This is a genomic window from Mycolicibacterium novocastrense, from assembly GCF_001570485.1.
In the GTDB taxonomy this organism is placed as follows: Bacteria; Actinomycetota; Actinomycetes; order Mycobacteriales; family Mycobacteriaceae; genus Mycobacterium; species Mycobacterium novocastrense.
In genome coordinates, this window is the sequence record NZ_BCTA01000036.1 from 392745 (window position 1) to 409061 (window position 16317).

Annotated in this window: 20 protein-coding genes; 8 read left to right on the plus strand and 12 right to left on the minus strand. The window is 66.8% G+C overall.

The window, feature by feature from the left end:
- Positions 1 to 5 precede the first annotated feature (5 nt).
- Together RMCN_RS14975 and hypD are read left to right on the plus strand one after the other, a co-directional pair.
- Complete coding sequence (locus RMCN_RS14975) at positions 6 to 278, plus strand: HypC/HybG/HupF family hydrogenase formation chaperone (RefSeq protein ID WP_064415900.1); 273 nt, start codon at positions 6 to 8, stop codon at positions 276 to 278.
- Positions 279 to 288: 10 nt separating this feature from the next.
- Positions 289 to 1413, plus strand: coding sequence for a hydrogenase formation protein HypD (gene hypD / locus RMCN_RS14980; RefSeq protein ID WP_064415901.1), 1125 nt, complete (start codon positions 289 to 291; stop codon positions 1411 to 1413).
- Positions 1414 to 1513: 100 nt separating this feature from the next.
- Here hypD and RMCN_RS14985 read toward each other — a convergent pair whose 3' ends face one another.
- The 3 genes from RMCN_RS14985 to RMCN_RS14995 all read right to left on the minus strand — a co-directional run bounded on the left by RMCN_RS14985 (position 1514) and on the right by RMCN_RS14995 (position 3526).
- On the minus strand, positions 1514 to 1717 hold the full coding sequence (locus tag RMCN_RS14985; protein WP_064415902.1) for a hypothetical protein: 204 nt from the start codon (positions 1715 to 1717) through the stop codon (positions 1514 to 1516).
- A gap of 432 nt (positions 1718 to 2149) precedes the next feature.
- Complete coding sequence (locus tag RMCN_RS14990; protein ID WP_064350960.1) at positions 2150 to 2344, minus strand: DUF3046 domain-containing protein; 195 nt, start codon at positions 2342 to 2344, stop codon at positions 2150 to 2152.
- 9 nt (positions 2345 to 2353) lie between these two features.
- A complete protein-coding gene (locus RMCN_RS14995) occupies positions 2354 to 3526 on the minus strand; it encodes a glycosyltransferase (protein WP_067390449.1) in 1173 nt (390 codons plus the stop codon).
- A 42-nt stretch (positions 3527 to 3568) separates the two neighbouring features.
- Here RMCN_RS14995 and RMCN_RS15000 point away from each other — a divergent pair, with 42 nt between their 5' ends.
- A complete protein-coding gene (locus tag RMCN_RS15000; RefSeq protein WP_064415904.1) occupies positions 3569 to 4009 on the plus strand; it encodes a limonene-1,2-epoxide hydrolase family protein in 441 nt (146 codons plus the stop codon).
- On the opposite strand, the gene pspM is transcribed toward RMCN_RS15000, so the two are convergent.
- From pspM to pgsA, 5 genes are all read right to left on the minus strand, one after another.
- Positions 4010 to 4801, minus strand: coding sequence for a phage shock envelope stress response protein PspM (gene pspM / locus RMCN_RS15005; protein ID WP_082680628.1), 792 nt, complete (start codon positions 4799 to 4801; stop codon positions 4010 to 4012).
- A 54-nt stretch (positions 4802 to 4855) separates the two neighbouring features.
- On the minus strand, positions 4856 to 5671 hold the full coding sequence (pspA, locus tag RMCN_RS15010; protein WP_064350964.1) for a phage shock protein PspA: 816 nt from the start codon (positions 5669 to 5671) through the stop codon (positions 4856 to 4858).
- A gap of 106 nt (positions 5672 to 5777) precedes the next feature.
- The gene (gene clgR / locus RMCN_RS15015; protein WP_064350965.1) at positions 5778 to 6098 is read right to left on the minus strand and encodes a transcriptional regulator ClgR; all 321 of its coding nucleotides are present in this window, start codon (positions 6096 to 6098) and stop codon (positions 5778 to 5780) included.
- 83 nt (positions 6099 to 6181) lie between these two features.
- A complete protein-coding gene (locus RMCN_RS15020) occupies positions 6182 to 6670 on the minus strand; it encodes a CinA family protein (RefSeq protein WP_064416798.1) in 489 nt (162 codons plus the stop codon).
- Entirely contained in the window at positions 6648 to 7244 is a 597-nt protein-coding gene (gene pgsA / locus RMCN_RS15025; RefSeq protein WP_064415046.1) for a CDP-diacylglycerol--glycerol-3-phosphate 3-phosphatidyltransferase, read from the minus strand. The genes RMCN_RS15020 and pgsA overlap by 23 nt, the downstream gene beginning before the upstream one ends.
- A 41-nt stretch (positions 7245 to 7285) precedes the next feature.
- On the opposite strand from pgsA, the gene RMCN_RS15030 reads away from it, so the two are divergent.
- Positions 7286 to 7795: an amino-acid N-acetyltransferase gene (locus RMCN_RS15030; protein WP_234787669.1), complete on the plus strand. Its 510-nt coding sequence runs from the start codon at positions 7286 to 7288 to the stop codon at positions 7793 to 7795.
- Positions 7796 to 7843: 48 nt separating this feature from the next.
- On the opposite strand, the gene RMCN_RS15035 is transcribed toward RMCN_RS15030, so the two are convergent.
- Positions 7844 to 10321 (minus strand): FtsK/SpoIIIE family DNA translocase, encoded by a 2478-nt coding sequence (locus RMCN_RS15035; RefSeq protein WP_067390452.1) that lies wholly within the window; start codon positions 10319 to 10321, stop codon positions 7844 to 7846.
- A gap of 98 nt (positions 10322 to 10419) precedes the next feature.
- Here RMCN_RS15035 and RMCN_RS15040 point away from each other — a divergent pair, with 98 nt between their 5' ends.
- From RMCN_RS15040 to RMCN_RS15050, 3 genes are all read left to right on the plus strand, one after another.
- The gene (locus RMCN_RS15040; protein ID WP_067390455.1) at positions 10420 to 10872 is read left to right on the plus strand and encodes a DUF2834 domain-containing protein; all 453 of its coding nucleotides are present in this window, start codon (positions 10420 to 10422) and stop codon (positions 10870 to 10872) included.
- 68 nt (positions 10873 to 10940) lie between these two features.
- Positions 10941 to 11255 carry a putative quinol monooxygenase gene (locus RMCN_RS15045; protein WP_064415008.1) on the plus strand — a complete coding sequence of 105 codons (315 nt, stop codon included), beginning with the start codon at positions 10941 to 10943 and terminating at the stop codon, positions 11253 to 11255.
- Positions 11255 to 12067: a mycofactocin-coupled SDR family oxidoreductase gene (locus RMCN_RS15050; RefSeq protein WP_067390458.1), complete on the plus strand. Its 813-nt coding sequence runs from the start codon at positions 11255 to 11257 to the stop codon at positions 12065 to 12067. Before RMCN_RS15045 ends, RMCN_RS15050 begins: the two co-directional genes overlap by 1 nt.
- 152 nt (positions 12068 to 12219) lie before the next feature.
- Here RMCN_RS15050 and RMCN_RS15055 read toward each other — a convergent pair whose 3' ends face one another.
- The 3 genes from RMCN_RS15055 to thyX all read right to left on the minus strand — a co-directional run bounded on the left by RMCN_RS15055 (position 12220) and on the right by thyX (position 15590).
- Positions 12220 to 13899, minus strand: coding sequence for a ribonuclease J (locus RMCN_RS15055; protein ID WP_064415006.1), 1680 nt, complete (start codon positions 13897 to 13899; stop codon positions 12220 to 12222).
- A complete protein-coding gene (gene dapA, locus RMCN_RS15060) occupies positions 13899 to 14747 on the minus strand; it encodes a 4-hydroxy-tetrahydrodipicolinate synthase (RefSeq protein ID WP_234787680.1) in 849 nt (282 codons plus the stop codon). The genes RMCN_RS15055 and dapA overlap by 1 nt, the downstream gene beginning before the upstream one ends.
- Positions 14748 to 14825: 78 nt before the next feature.
- Positions 14826 to 15590 carry an FAD-dependent thymidylate synthase gene (thyX, locus tag RMCN_RS15065; protein WP_067390464.1) on the minus strand — a complete coding sequence of 255 codons (765 nt, stop codon included), beginning with the start codon at positions 15588 to 15590 and terminating at the stop codon, positions 14826 to 14828.
- Between the two features lie 239 nt (positions 15591 to 15829).
- Between thyX and RMCN_RS15070 the strand changes: the two genes are divergently transcribed.
- Complete coding sequence (locus RMCN_RS15070) at positions 15830 to 16129, plus strand: DUF4193 domain-containing protein (RefSeq protein WP_064415003.1); 300 nt, start codon at positions 15830 to 15832, stop codon at positions 16127 to 16129.
- Positions 16130 to 16317 lie beyond the last annotated feature (188 nt).

A 16317-nucleotide genomic window follows, 5' to 3' on the forward strand; every position in this document is an offset into this window, starting at 1 on the left:
AGCACATGTGCCTCGGTATCCCCGGTCAGGTGGTCGACATCGTCGACGCCAAACAGTCGCTGGCCAAGGTCGACGTCAACGGCGTACGCAGAATCATCAGCGTTCGACTGCTGGCCGACGACAACCTGCAGGTCGGTGACTGGGTCCTGGTGCACGTCGGGTTCGCGATGGCCAAGATCGACGAACGCGAGGCGAAGCTCACTCTCGACCAGGTGCAGAAGATGGGCGCCGACTACGCCGCCGAGATCGAAGCGTTCAACTCGACCGAAATCGCTTGAGAGGCAAGTCATGAGATTCGTCGACGAATTCCGCGACCCGGCCGCCGCACGCGCGCTGGTCAGATCCATCACCGACCTCGCCGGTGACGACGAGTTCAAGTTCATGGAGGTGTGCGGCGGCCACACCCACACCATCTACCGCCACGGCATCGAGCATCTGCTGCCGGAGACGGTCGAGCTGGTGCACGGGCCCGGATGCCCAGTGTGCGTCATCCCGATGGGACGCGTCGACGACGCGATGTGGCTGGCCGAACAAACGGACGTCATCTTCACGACGTTCGGCGACATGATGCGAGTGCCGGGATCGCGGGGCAACCTCATCGAGGCGAAGGCCCGCGGCGCCGATGTGCGCTTCGTGTACTCACCGCTGGACGCGCTCAAGATCGCGCTCGACAACCCCGACAAGCGAGTCGTGTTCTTCGCCGTGGGCTTCGAGACCACTGCACCGTCCACCGCCGTGACGCTCGTGCGTGCAAAAGCGTTGGGCGTGGGTAACTTCAGCGTCTTCTGTAACCACGTTACGATCGTTCCACCGATCAAGGCGATCCTGGAGTCTCCCGACCTGCGTCTGTCCGGATTCCTCGGGCCCGGACACGTCTCGACGGTGGTGGGGTTGCGCCCGTACCGGTTCGTCCCCGACGTGTACGGAAAACCCATGGTGGTGGCTGGGTTCGAACCGCTCGACATCCTCGCGTCGGTGCACATGCTGTTGCAGCAGATCCGCGACGGCCGCTGCGAGGTCGAGAACCAGTACACGCGGGTGGTGCGTCCCGAAGGCAACACCCAGGCGCTCAAACTGATGGCGCAGACGTTCGAGCTGCGACCGCATTTCGAGTGGCGGGGGCTGGGTTTCATCTCGCAGAGCGCGCTGCGGCTCCACCCCGACTACGCCGACTTCGACGCCGAACGCACCTTCGCCATGCCGGGTGTGCGCGTGGCCGACCCGAAGGCGTGCCAGTGCGGCGAGGTACTCAAAGGCGTCATCAAACCGTGGGAGTGCAAGGTTTTCGGGACCGCGTGCACGCCGGAGACACCGATCGGGACGTGCATGGTGTCCCCCGAGGGCGCCTGCGCGGCCTACTACAACTTCGGCCGGTTGCACCGGGAGACAGCGCTGGTGCTGGGGCGGCGCTGACTGCGCAGCGCCAAGCGCACGCCTGTTGTGCGTTCCCGAGTCAGGTCGTGAACAGGCGTGCGGTGGGCGCACTTCTAGGTCAGCCGGCCCGGACGGGACGTCAGCAGTTTCTCCTGGTGATGTTCTGCTGGGCCGCCCGATACACCGACATCCAGTACCTGGCATTCTCCGAATCCCCTTCGCGCTCGTAATGGTCGGCGTTCATCAACGCGTTGTAGGCGGCGTTGGTGATCGCAGCGCATGTGCCGTCGCGCGGCTTAGCCTCCGCCACCTCGGCGCCGATGCCGGCCAGCGCACCTGCCACAGCGACTCCAGCGATCGTCCTTGCCCCAAACACACGGATTTTCATGGTTTTCCTTTCGTAGTACGTGAGCGGGGTATTCCCGCGTGCTCAGAAAGGTACGAGTGGCCACACGGTGCGCGCATCGCTCGGCGCGGCCATCTTCCACGGATGGCCCATTTCGGCTATCTCGCAAGAGTCCGAGACGCGGCTTCGGCTCAAGAGGCGCCTTGGATAGGGACACGCCCGAACGATGGCGAACGAACCGCCTCCGCGGTGAAACCCGTCGCGGATGCACAACCCAGGGACCGGACGCCGAGTGAGACTCCGGGCGGAACTACGGCATCTCCGGCCGAACAACAACCTGCGTCGCAAATGCCGGCGACGGCGACGACGACCGGGTGGGCCCGTCACACACGGCGGGCGCCGGTCGCGCCGAGGACAAACGCCGGCCCTTCACCACTGATCGCGCGGGACGTCGAAGTCCGAGCACAGTGCGCGCCACACGTCGCGCGGTTCGACGCCGTCCTCGATGGCCTGCTCGGCGGTGCGCCCATCCAACCCGCTCAGGACGTGGTCGACGAGCAGGGACGAGCCGCGCACGGGGCCGAACTGTTCCTCGACGAGCTGATGAAATTCCGTCAAGCGCACGAGCCCAAACTACGCTGTGGCCCTCAGCGCTTCATGGCACACCCGTACCGGATCATCGACGTCGGCGACCGTCGCCCCGGCCCGCCGCGCGGCCTCACGGTAGCCAGGAGTGCTCAACACCTCGCGCACCGCCTGCGCCAACCCATCCCGAGTGAGAGGACGCACCAACTGTGCACTCCCCTGGCGCACAACACGATTGGCGATCTCCCATTGGTCCCCGCCGCCCGGCACGATCACCATCGGCACACCGGCCAGCAGCGCCTTGGCGACTGTCCCGTGTCCACCGCCGCAGATCAGCACGTCCGCCTCGGCCAGCAGCTCGTCCTGACGGCCGAGCCCGACCACGGCCCACGGCGGCACCTCGCGATCGGGCCCTTCGAGCCGCGACACCACCACCCGCGCACCGGCGGGCAGGACGTCGCCGGGCACCAACACGTCCAGCGCCAGGTCGGTGAGTCCACCCGCACCCGTTGTCGCCGTCGACGGGGCAACCGCCACGACCGGGCCGTCACCGGCGGGCAGCGTCAGCACCGCAGTCGTCGGCTCGTAGTGCAAAGGGCCGACGACGACGGCCTCGGCCGGCCAGTCCGGTCGCGGCACCTCCAGGGCGGGCAGGGTCGCGATGAGACGTCGCAGCGGTCCCGGATCCTCGGCGGGCAGGCCGATCCCGACGCGGGCCGCGGATCGCTGCCGGAGCCCGGCGCGCCACGACCGCGCACTGAGTGCGCGCAGCGCCGCGTCGCGCAGCCGCCCCCGCACACCCGTTCCGGCCGCCAGCCCGCTGCCGATCGGGGGCAGGCCCTTCGACGGCCGGTACAGCGGGTGGGTGTTCAGCTCGACCCAGGGCACGCCCAGCAGGTCGGCGGCCAGCCCGCCGCACGCGGTGATCGAATCGGAGACCACCAGATCAGGTTCGAGTGCGGCGATCCGATCCCTGTTGAGCACCGCCATCCGGGCCGCCCGTTGGTGGATCTTGGCGCCCGCGTCGGCGTCGTCGTCGGCGGCCGTGGGATTCAGACCGTCCAGTTCGCAGGCCTCGATGCCCTCTCCACGTGCCGTGTCGAGCCATCGGGTCCCGGTCAGCAACGTCGGCGAATCCCCGTTGGCCAGAAAACGAAGACACAGTGCGATCGCCGGGAAGGCATGCCCCGGATCGGGGCCGGCAACAACTGCGACGCGCATTGGGCTACCGTGCCACAGCGCTGCGGCACTACGCTTGCGCCCATGACCGACCAGGCTTCTGAACTGAAAACCGACGTCGACAACATCCGGGCGGTGGAGACCTTCCTCTACGCCTTACAGGACGAGGACTTCGACACCGCCGACGGCCTGCTCGCCGATCACGCCGAATGGCACAACGTCGGCTATCCCACGATCCGCGGCCGCCAACGCATCATCGGGCTCATGCGCCGCGGTCAGGGACGATTCGGCTTCGAGGTGAAAGTCCACCGCATCGCCGCCGACGGCAGCTCCGTGCTCACCGAACGCACCGATGCGCTGGTGTTCGGACCCCTGCGCCTGCAGTTCTGGGTGTGCGGGACGTTCGAGGTGCACGCCGGGCGAATCACGTTGTGGCGCGACTACTTCGACACCTTGGACTTCCTCAAGGCAACGGTGCGCGGTCTGGTCGCGACGGTGGTCCCGTCGCTGCGGCCGACGATGTAGTCAGGCGCCGCGGACGTGGCCGAGTTCGTTGAACGCCTCGGCCCAGCCGATGAGCCGGTCGGTGGCGTTGGACAACTCGTCGCGGTAGCGCTGTTGCCACATCGGTGAGGTGGACGTCGGTCCGGCATTCGCCGCCGACACGAGTTGCGCTGCGGCGTTGACCATTTCGCTGTACTGCCGCGCCCCATGATCGAGTTGCGCCGTGAACGCCGCAATGGTGGGTGCCAGGTGGGCGCGCGACTGCGGGGTCGCGCGGATCGCGCGCTCCATCGACATCACTTCGTTCGCGGTGGCGCCCATGGTCGTCGCGGTCTGGTTCGCCGCGGCGCTCAGCTCGCGAAGTTCATCCGGCGGCAGCATCCGCCCCCGCTCCAGGACCCCGAGCAGCGAGAAGAATCCGCGCTCGGAGGCGGCCAACGCCGCCATCGGTTGGCGTGCGGCCGAACCCCACGGAGGGAGCCTGCGGGTGGCACGGGACCGCGGAGGGGGCAGCGGCTCGCGTCGCAGCCACCGGTAGCGCAGGAACGTCAGCGTGGCCAGGAAAGCCGCGCCCACGGCGATCGGAGACGGAATGAGCAGCGCCCATGCGGGGACGTCCCACGCTGCCACCACGCCGGTCACACCGATCCAGAACACGCAGGAGATCGTGAAGAACACCGTGAGCCGCAGCGCCCAGCGCCGCTTACGGAGCAGCTTTGCGCGGGGGTCGGCGGCGGCGTTCAGCTTGTCGGCCAGCACATCGGACCACTCGGCGGCCGTGTCGATGCCATTCTGGACACCCCGCTGCACCATCGAACGCCACGGCTCGGGTCGACGGCTCTGCGAACTCACTGGTGTCCTCACGAACTATTGAGACAGCGGGTTTTCCGGTGTCGCCTGCTGCGGATTGGTCGCCGGGGTCGCGGGCTGCGGGGCGGCGTTACCGCCCGCGGGCAACTGCTCACCGCGCATCGAGGCGCGAATCTGCTCCAGCCGGGAGTGCCCGGCCATCTGCACGCTCGCCTGCTGGACCTCCAGCATCCGGCCCTGCACCGAGTTCTGCGCCAGCTCGGCCTCGCCCATGGCGTTGGCGTACCGGCGCTCGATCTTCTGACGCACCTCATCGAGGCTGGGCGTGGTGCCCGGGGCGGCCAACTCGCTCATCGAGCGCAACGACGAGCTGACCTGCTCCTGCATCTTGGCCTGTTCGAGCTGGGACAACAGCTTCGTGCGCTCCGCGATCTTCTGCTGCAGCATCATCGCGTTCTGCTCGACGGCCTTCTTGGCCTGGCCGGCCGCATTGAGCGCCTGATCGTGCAGGGTCTTGAGATCCTCGACGCTCTGCTCTGCGGTCACCAGCTGCGCGGCGAACGCTTCGGCGGCGTTGTTGTACTCGGTGGCCTTGGCGGCGTCACCGTTGGCGACGGCCTGATCGGCCAGCGTCAATGCCTGTCGCACGTTGACCTGCAGCTTCTCGATGTCGGCGAGCTGGCGGTTCAGACGCATCTCCAGCTGGCGCTGGTTGCCGATCACCTGGGCGGCCTGCTGGGTCAGGGCCTGATGCTGGCGCTGGGCTTCCTCGATGGCCTGCTGAATCTGCACTTTCGGGTCGGCGTATTCGTCCACCTTGGAGCTGAACAGCGCCATGAGGTACTTCCACGCCTTGACGAACGGATTGGCCATGTCAGTTCACTCCGCCTTCGTGTCGTTGTGTCGGACTCGCCGGCCCGGCTTCCCGTGCTGCCCAATCTATCGGGTCGGCGCGCATCGCCACAGTCTGCTCGGCGCGTCAGGCGACCGCCATCGACACAACCTGGGGAATGACCACCTTGGTGGTGGCGTCGATGTTGGCGGCACCGGCGAAGGCGGCGCTCTCCTCACGCTCCATCTCCTGACCGGCGTCGAAGAGCACGCGGGAGAGCGGGACGTCCAGGGCTCCGCAGATGGCGCTGAGCAATTCGCTCGAGGCTTCCTTGCGGCCGCGTTCGACCTCCGAGAGGTAGCCCAAACTGACCCGGGCGGTATCCGACACTTCGCGCAGGGTGCGTCCCTGATCGACGCGGGCACGACGCAGCACGTCGCCGATCACCTCGCGCAGCAATGCCGTCATCGTGCTTCTCCCTTCGGAGTTGGTGTCTGGGATCTAGAAGGGCAACGCTGAAGGCGGGCCGGTTGGTTCCCGAATAACGCAGATCACTGTCGAACGAGGACCGACCGCAGGCGGACGACGGCCTCCCGGACCGCCGCGAGGCGGATCTCCCACCGCGATCCGTCCAGGCGCAACTCGACGACGTCGGTCTCGACCGGTCCGGCGATGCCGAGAAATACCGTTCCGACGGGGTGGCCACCGTGCGGTTCGGGACCGGCGACACCGGTCAGACCCACACCCCACGTCGCCTCGCAGCGCTGTCGGGCGCCGACGGCGAGGGCACGCGCCGTCGGCGCCGCCACGGGCCCTACCTCGTCGAGCACCTCGCGTGTCACCCCGGCCAGCAAGATCTTGGTGTCCTCTACATAGGTGACCAGGCCGCCGCGTAACACCGCGCTCGCACCCGGCACACCCGCCAGCGTTGCCGCCAGCAGGCCCGCCGTCAATGATTCGGCGGTCGCGACGGTCTGCCCGCGCACCGTGAGGTCGGCGACCAGGGCGCGTGCGTCGTCACTGACCAGCGGGTCGTCCACGCGAATCCTTGATCGCCGTCACGACGTAGTCGACGCCCGTGACGACCGTCAGGATGACCGCCGCCCACATGACCACCCACGCGGCGGCCAGCCACGCACCGGACAGCGGCAGCACGAACAGCCCGATCGCCACCCCTTGTACGAGCGTCTTGAGCTTGCCGCCGCGGCTGGCAGGGATCACGCCGTGACGCAACACCGCGAACCGCAGCGCCGTGATGCCGATCTCCCGGGTGAGGATCACCACCGTGATCCACCACGGCAGGTCGCCCAGTAGCGAAAGCCCGATCAGCGCCGCGCCGATGAGCGCCTTGTCGGCGATGGGGTCGGCCAGCGTGCCGAACTCCGTCACCATGCCGTAGTTGCGCGCCAGCGCCCCGTCGAACCGGTCGGTGATCACGGCGACGGTGAACACCACGAATGCGGCTATCCGCCAGAATGTTTCATGTCCGTCGCCGACGAACAGCACCACCAGGAAAACCGGAACCAACGCCATCCGCACGCCCGTGAGCACATTCGCGATGTTCGCTATGCGGGCGCGCGGAACCAGCGGATCAGTATGGGGTTGGCCCGACACCGCAACAGAATATCGGTTGCTCGAACCGATACTCTCCACCTGTGAGCGCAGAAACCGGCGAGGTCGTCGTGCGGCGTGCGCGAACCTCGGATGTCCCCGCCATCAAGACCTTGGTCGACATCTACTCCGGCAAGATCCTGCTGGAGAAGAATCTGGTGACGCTCTATGAGGCCGTACAGGAGTTCTGGGTCGCCGAAATCGACGGCGAACTGCTCGGCTGCGGCGCACTACACGTGTTGTGGTCCGACCTCGGCGAGGTGCGTACCGTCGCCGTGCATCCCAAGGTCAGGGGTCAGGGCGTCGGGCATGCGATCGTCGACAAACTGCTCGACGTCGCCCGCGAGTTGCGCCTCGAACGGATCTTCGTGCTCACCTTCGAAGTCGAGTTCTTCAGCAGGCACGGATTTCGGGAGATCGACGGCACACCCGTCACCGCCGAGGTCTACGAGGAGATGTGCCGCTCGTACGACACCGGTGTCGCCGAGTTTCTCGACCTGTCCTACGTCAAGCCGAACATCCTCGGTAACACCCGAATGCTGTTGACCTTGTAGCGTTTTGTGCACGCCTTGTTGCGCTCAGCGCTCCTGACCGTGCACCCGTCACTCGTCGTCGTCGCTGCCGGTGTCCGAACCGCGGATCGAGGCCAGCGTCGCCGCCAGTTCGTCGGGTTTGACGAGCACCTCGCGAGCCTTGGAGCCCTCGCTGGGCCCGACGATGTTGCGGGTCTCCATCAAATCCATCAACCGGCCGGCCTTGGCGAATCCGACGCGCAGTTTGCGCTGCAACATCGACGTCGACCCGAACTGGCTCGACACCACCAGCTCGACCGCCTGCAGGAAGACGTCCATGTCGTCGCCGATGTCGGGGTCGACGTCGGTGCGTTCGCTGTTGGTCTTGGCGTTGGTGACGCCCTCGGTGTACTCCGGTTCGGCCTGCGACTTGGTCGCTTCCACGACGGCGTGGATCTCGTCGTCGGTGATGAACGCGCCCTGCAGCCGGATCGGCTTGTTGGCCCCCATCGGCAGGAACAGTCCGTCGCCCATGCCGATCAGCTTTTCGGCGCCCTGCTGGTCGAGGATGACGCGGCTGTCGGTCAACGACGACGTCGCGAACGCCAACCGTGACGGCACGTTCGTCTTGATCAGGCCGGTGACGACGTCCACCGATGGTCGCTGCGTGGCCAGCACCAGGTGAATGCCTGCGGCGCGGGCCTTCTGGGTGATGCGCACGATCGCATCCTCGACATCGCGCGGTGCGGTCATCATGAGGTCGGCCAACTCGTCGACGATCGCGACGATGTACGGGTAGGGCTTGTACTCGCGCTGGCTGCCCAACGGTGTGGTGATCTCGCCGGAGCGCACCTTCTTGTTGAAGTCGTCGATGTGGCGCACGCGCGAGGCCTGCATGTCCTGATAGCGCTGCTCCATCTCCTCCACCAGCCACGCCAATGCGGCGGCGGCCTTCTTCGGCTGGGTGATGATCGGCGTGATGAGGTGCGGAATACCCTCGTAGGGCGTCAGTTCCACCATCTTCGGGTCGATCAGGATCATCCTGACCTCTTCCGGCGTGGCGCGCACCAACAGTGACACCAGCATCGAGTTCACGAAGCTCGACTTGCCCGATCCGGTCGAGCCGGCGACCAGCAGATGCGGCATCTTGGCGAGGTTTGCCGAGATGTACTCGCCCTCAATGTCTTTACCCAGACCGATGACCAGCGGGTGGTGATCACCGCGGGTGGCCGGGTCGGTCAGCACATCGGCCAGACGCACCATTTCGCGGTCCACGTTGGGGACCTCGATGCCGACCGCGGACTTGCCCGGGATCGGAGCCAGCATCCGCACGCTTTCGGTCGCCACCGCGTAGGCGATATTGCGTTGCAGCGCAGTGATCTTCTCGACCTTGACACCCGGTCCGAGTTCGACCTCGTAACGGGTGACGGTCGGGCCGCGGGTGCAACCGGTGACCGATGCGTTGACCTTGAACTGGTCGAGCACCTCGGTGATCGCCTCGATCATCCGGTCGTTGCCCGCGCTGCGCCGTTTCGGCGGATCGCCGGCGATCAGCAGCTCGAGTGACGGCAGCGCATACGGTCCGTCGACCACACGGTCCAACGTCATCGTCGACTGCTTGGCCTTCTTCTTGCGCGTCTTGGCGGTCGGTTCGGGGATTGTCGGCGCTTCGTCGGACAGCGGATAGTTGTCCATCGGAGTACCGGTCGGCCAGGCCTGCTCGGCGTCGTCGCCATAGGAGCCCGGATCGTCGTAGTAACCGTCGGAGAAATCGTCGGACTCGGAGATGACGGCGGTGTCCTCGTCGTCGTAATCGTCGTAGTCGTACTCGTCGTAGCCGCGGGCGGAGAACATGGCGCGCACGGTCGAGGGCACTTCGCGAATCGTCGTACCGGTCACCAGCAATACGCCGAACAACACACCGATGAACAACAGCGGCGCGGCGATCCACGCCGTCAGCCCGTCGGAGAGCGGACCGCCTATTGCGAATCCGAAGAAGCCCGACGCATGTTGACGCGCCGCCGGGTCCTGCGGCGATCCGGCCCACAGATGCCACAACCCGAGTGCGGGCAGCGCGATCATCGACGAACCCAGGATCAGCCTGGGCCTCGCGTCCGGATCAGGTTCGGTGCGCATCAGGGTCACACCGACGGCGGCCAGCGCGATCGGGACAAGTACGACGGCGGCGCCGATCAACGTCCGCCAGAAGGTGTCGAGCCAATCGCCCACCGGGCCGGCGGCGCCGAACCATGAACTCGCCGCGAGGATCACCGCCAAGCCGAGAAGGGCCAACGCGATGCCGTCGCGGCGATGGCCGGGTTCGAGATCGCGGGCCCGACCCACCGAACGCGCCGTGGTGCCCGCGCCCTTGGCCAACATCAGCCAACCGGCCCGCACGCCGCGACCCACCGAGGCACCCGCCGAGGAGATGGGTGACGACGTCCGGCGCGACGATGAGGCCCGGCGCGGTGCCGGCTTACGTCGCGGCGCTGCCCGGCCGCCCGATCGCGCAGCCGGCTTTGACCTGGTCGAACGACTTCCAGAGCGCGCGGCGGTCTTACTAGGCATGCCTGTAAGCCTAGTCGCTCCAGCCCCAGAATCACCATCTGCCACACGGGTAACAGATCCGTATCGATTGACGCGCTTTCGCGACTTATCGTGCGGAAATGACCGATATCGACAGGTCGGCGGGCTTGCCGACCACCACCAAAGTGCTCTGTGCCGCCTATGGCGCCATCGCGGTCGTCGCGCTGATCGCGACCTGGAGCCAGAACCTGGCCTACCTCGACCGCGGGGCCGGCTTCTTCCTCGCGTTCTGGGAGGACACCAAGGTCAACGCGGCGGCCCGGTCCATCACCGCGGACATCGCCCTGTTCCTGCTCGCCGCGGTGATCTTCATGGTCTACGAGGCCCGCAAACACGGCATCAAGTTCGTCTGGGTCTACATCGTCGCCTCGTTCTTCATCGCGATCAGCGTGACGTTTCCGTTGTTCCTGCTGGCGCGCGAGTTGCGCATCCACCGCACCGAAGCCCCGCGCATCGGGGCCGGGGACACCGTCGGGCTCGTCCTTGTCGCGGTGCTCACCCTGGCCTTCACGATCTGGATCGACGTGGTCTGAGCGTCGCGGGTGTGGGTGAGTAGGCTGTGCACTCGTCCAGCAGCACTCACCGAGGAGTCACGCCGCAGATGCCTGTCGTTGTCGTCGCCACCATGACCGCCAAACCCGAATCCGTTGACACCGTGCGGAACGCCTGCAAGAAGGCCATCGAAGCGGTGCACCAGGAGCCCGGCTGCGAGCTCTACGCGCTGCACGAGGCGAACGGCACCTTCGTGTTCGTCGAGCAGTGGGCCGACGAGGATGCCTTGAAGACGCACAGCACCGCCCCGGCCATCGGTGAGCTGTTCGGTGCGGTGGGCGAGCACCTCGACGGCGCGCCGGACATCAAGATGTTGCAGCCGGTCGTCGCGGGAGATCCGAGCAAAGGCGCGCTGCGGTCCTGATGGCTCCGCTCGCAGGCAAAGTCGCGTTCATCACGGGCGCGGCGCGGGGCCAGGGCCGCGCGGAGGCGGTGAAGTTGGCCTCCGACGGCGCCGACATCATCGCCGTCGACCTGTGCGACCAGATCGCGTCGGTGCCCTATCCGTTGGCGACGGCCGATGATCTGGCCGCGACCGTGAAGCTCGTCGAGGACGCGGGCGCGCGAATAGTGGCGCGCCAAGCCGATGTTCGCGACCAAGATGCGTTGGCCTCAGCGCTGCAGGCCGGCGTCGACGAATTCGGCCGCCTCGACATCGTGGTGGCCAACGCCGGAATCGCGCCGATGCAGTCGGGCGCCGACGGGTGGCGCGACGTGATCGACGTGAACCTGACCGGCGTACATCACACCGTGGAGGTGGCCAAGGGGGCACTGATCGCTCACGGCGAGGGCGGGTCGATCGTGCTCACCAGTTCGGTCGTCGGCCTGGTCGGAATGGGCAGCGACGATCCCGGCGCGATCGGCTACGTCGCCGCCAAACACGGCATCGTCGGGTTGATGCGGCTCTACGCCAACCTGCTTGCACCGCACAGCATCCGGGTCAACTCGGTACATCCCGCCGGCGTGGACACCCCGATGATCAACAACGAAGCGACACGGGAGTGGCTGGGCAGCATCGCGGAGAAGTCACCGCAGGACATGGGCAACGCGCTTCCCGTCCAGGTGCTGCAACCCGAAGACATCGCGAACGCGGTGGCGTGGTTGGTCTCTGACGCCGCGCGCTACGTCACCGGGGTGGCGCTGCCCGTCGACGCCGGATCGGTCAACAAGCGCTGAGCTTCCAGCGGTCGGTCGCAGCCGCCTGCTCTACCTGTCGGTGATGCCTCTTTTACTGCCCAGCTACGAGCGAATTATTCGTCGGTAGCGAATAATTCGCTCATAGGCGGGCAGCCGCACAATTGGTCCCTGCGGATGCTGGAGGGGCTGAGTCAGATCTCGATGACCGTCGGCACGATCATCGGCTGGCGGCGGTAGACCTCCCCCACCCATTTGCCGACGGCGCGCCGCGACGCCTGCGCGATGCGGTTGATGTCGGTGACCCGTTCGGCCACAAGCGCTTCGAGTGCCTCTTCGACCTTGCGGGTGGCGGGCTCGAGGGCCTTCGGGTCCTCGGAGAAGCCACGCGAGTGCAGGTGTGGCGCAGCCGCCGGCTTACCGGTGCCACGCTGGACGACGACCGTGATGCCGATGAACCCGGAAGAGAGCGTGAGCCGCTGACCGACCACGGCATCCCCGACGTCTCCGGTGACCAGCCCGTCAACGAACATCTTCCCCGTCGGCACCGCGCCCGCGATCGAAGCCCGACCGGCCACCAGGTCGACGCTCACGCCGTTTTCGGCCAGCACGATGTTCTCCTCGGGTACCCCCGTGCGGGCGGCCAGACCGGCGTTGGCCCGCAACATCCGCCAGGTGCCGTGCACGGGCATCACGTTGCGAGGCCGCACACCGTTGTAGAGGAACAACAGCTCACCGGCGTAGGCGTGCCCGGTAACATGCACGCGCACTTGCGCGTTGGTGACGACACGCGCGCCGATCTTCGCCAGCGCGTCCAGCACCCCGAAGATCGCTTCCTCGTTCCCGGGTATCTGCGACGAGGACATGATGATGAGATCACCTGCGGTCAACGTGATGCTGCGGTGCTCACCGCGCGACATCCGCGACAGCGCCGCCATCGGCTCGCCCTGCGTTCCGGTGGTGACGAGCACGACGCGCTCAGGTGCCATCATCTCCGCGGCGCCGATGTCGATGATGTCGTCATCGTTTTCCAGCGTGAGATATCCGAGTTCCTTGGCGATGCCCATGTTGCGGACCATCGACCGGCCGACGAACGCCACTTTGCGGCCCAGCGCCACCGACGCGTCGATGATCTGCTGTACGCGACCGACGTTGGAGGCGAAGCAGGCCACGATGACGCGGCCCTGGGCGCTGCGGATCAGTCGGTGCATGTTCGGACCGATCTCGCTTTCCGACGGCCCCACACCGGGAATCTCGGCGTTGGTCGAATCACACAGGAACAGGTCCACCCCGGCATCGCCGAGCCGCGACATACCGGGCAGGTCGGTCGGTTTTCCGTCGGGCGGAGACTGGTCGAGCTTGATGTCACCGGTGTGCAGCACAGTGCCCGCGCCGGTGTGGATCGCGATGGCCAGGCATCCCGGAATGGAGTGGTTGACCGCGAAGTACTCGCATTCGAACACGCCGTGTCGCGAGCTCTGGCCCTCGTCGACTTCGACGAAGACCGGCTTGATCCGGTGCTCGCGGCACTTCTCGGCCACCAGTGCGAGCGTGAACTTCGAGCCGACGACCGGGATGTCGCGACGGAGCTTGAGCAGGAACGGAATCGCGCCGATGTGGTCCTCGTGCGCGTGGGTGAGCACCAGCGCCTCGACCTCGTCGAGCCGATTCTCGATGAGGCGCAGGTCGGGCAGGATCAGGTCGACGCCGGGCTCGTCGTGCGTGGGGAACAAGACTCCACAGTCGACGATCAGCAGTCGGCCCAGATGCTCGAAAACGGTCATGTTGCGGCCGATTTCGCTGATCCCGCCGAGCGCAGTGACCCGAAGTCCGCCTGGGGCCAGCGGCCCCGGTGGGTTGAGTTCTTCGTTCACTACCGCAGCACCGCGGCCGCGCGCATGTCTGCGGCCAACGCGTCGAGTTGTGCGGGCGTGGCAGGCACTTGCGGCAGCCTCGGGTCACCGGCCTCGAAACCCTGCAGCCGCAGACCGGCCTTCGACAGTGTCACCCCGCCGAGTTGGGCCTGCGCGTCGACGAGCGGGCCCAGCGTGGCGTTGATCTTGCGGGCCGTCGCGATATCGCCGGATTGGAAGGCCGACAACATTTCTCGCAACTGGCTGGCCGCCAGGTGGCCCCACACACTGACGAACCCGACGGCTCCCATGGCCAGCCAGGGCAGGTTGAGAGCGTCGTCCCCCGAGTAGTACGCCAGCCCCGTCTCGGCGATGATCTGCCCGCCGCCGTGCAGATCGCCCTTGGCGTCCTTCACGGCGACGATGTTGGGGTGCTCGGCAAGGATGCGCAGCGTCTCCCACTGGATCGGCACCACCGACCTCGGCGGAATGTCGTAGAGCACCACCGGAAGAGGCGTCGAGTCGGCCACCGCGGTGAAGTGCGCCAGCAGCCCGGCCTGGGGCGGGCGCGAGTAGTACGGCGTCACCACCAGCAGTCCATGTGCGCCCTCGGCCGCGCACGCCCTCGCCAGGTGCACGCTGTGCGCCGTGTCGTAGGTGCCCGCACCGGCGATGATGCGCGCCCGATCGCCCACGGCGTCGAGCACCGCACGCAGCAGCGCGATCTTCTCGGCATCGGTCGTCGTCGGCGACTCACCGGTGGTCCCGGACAGCACGAGGCCGTCGCAGCCGGAGTCGACGAGTCGGGTCGCCAACCGGGCGGCGGTGTCGGTGTCGAGCGTGCCGTCCGGCTTGAACGGAGTCACCATCGCGGTCAGCACGGTGCCCAACCGGGCCCTCACATCGATTCCGCTGGTGCTCACGCGGCTCAGATTACTCGTTGATGGTCACGCTTCCGTGGCCAGTGGGGATGTGGCGACCTCCGTGCCGTCGGACAGCGTGGAGATCTCGAAGTCGCTGAACACCTGGGGTGCGACGTGGGCCAGTTGGCGAAGGCACTCGATGGCCAGCCGACGAATCTCGACGTCGGCGTGCTCGCTGGCCCGCATCGCGATGAAATGCCGCCAGGCGCGGTAGTTGCCGGTCACGACGATGCGGGTTTCGGTGGCGTTGGGCAGCACCGCACGCGCGGCCTGTCGCGCCTGCTTACCTCGCAGAACACCGAGTTTCTCCCCGGGCTCGTCGCCTCGGAATTTGGCCTCCAGGCGTTCGAGCAGCTCGGCGTAGGCAGCGCGGCTGGCGTCGGCGGCGGCGGTGAACAGCTCGATCAACTCGGGATCGTCCGCGATGCCGGGCGGCACCACCACCTGCGCGTCGTGTTCGGGAACGTACCGCTGCGAGAGCTGGGAGTAGGAGAAGTGGCGGTGACGGATCAGCTCGTGTGTGCATGAGCGGGAGATACCGGTGATGTAGAAGGAGACCGACGCGTGCTCGAGCACCGAGAAATGCCCGACGTCGATGATGTGGCGGATGTAGGCGGCGTTGGTGGCGGTGCGCGGATTCGGCTTCGACCAGCTCTGATAGCACGCGCGGCCGGCGAATTCGACGAGCGCGGGCCCGCCGTCGGCATCGGTTTCCCACGGCACATCCGGCGGGGTGATGAACTCCGTTTTGGCGATCAATTGGACGCGCAGCGGCGAGGTCTCGGCCACGGCTCACCCTAACGCGGACCGTCGGTGATGCCGGTGAGCGCGTGGGCCGCGCCGAGCCGGCCGCCGGGTGTGCGCCGGCTGTGCGGTTTCATCCGCGACTCGCCGGTCGCGGCGGATCAGATCGCACATTCGGCGGCGAACCGAGCGAAGAATCCAGGTTTCGACCCCGTGCGTGACGGGAACAAATCCGTTCTCAATCGGTGTTACCCAGACGCCGATCTAGAGAGGGAGTGTGACCAATGGCCACCGATTACGACGCACCCCGTGTGAAGGAAGCCGACGAAACGGTCGATGAGTCACTCGAGGCGATCGCCGCCCGGCGCGGCCAGGCTGACGTCGCAGTTCTCGACGTCGACGACGGTGACGGGGTCGACCCGATCATCCTGCCCGACGTGGACTTGTCCGGCGAGGAGCTGACGGTCCGGGTGATCCCGAAGCAGGCCGACGAGTTCACCTGCTCGAGCTGCTTCCTGGTGCAGCACCACAGCCGGCTGGCGCTGCAGTCCGGCGATCGCACGATCTGCGCCGACTGCGTCTAGACGCCCTTCTTGGCCGACTGTGGGGTTGTGTCACGCGATATTGCGCGCCGCGTGCATCAATCCAACACTCGGCGCAAGTCAGCGGGCCCCTAAGAGCCAGACGAGCCAGCTGACGACCAGCACAGCGGCGTACACGAACAAGATTGTCTTCGCGATACGAACTCCGCGATTATGAGTCAAGCGCGAGT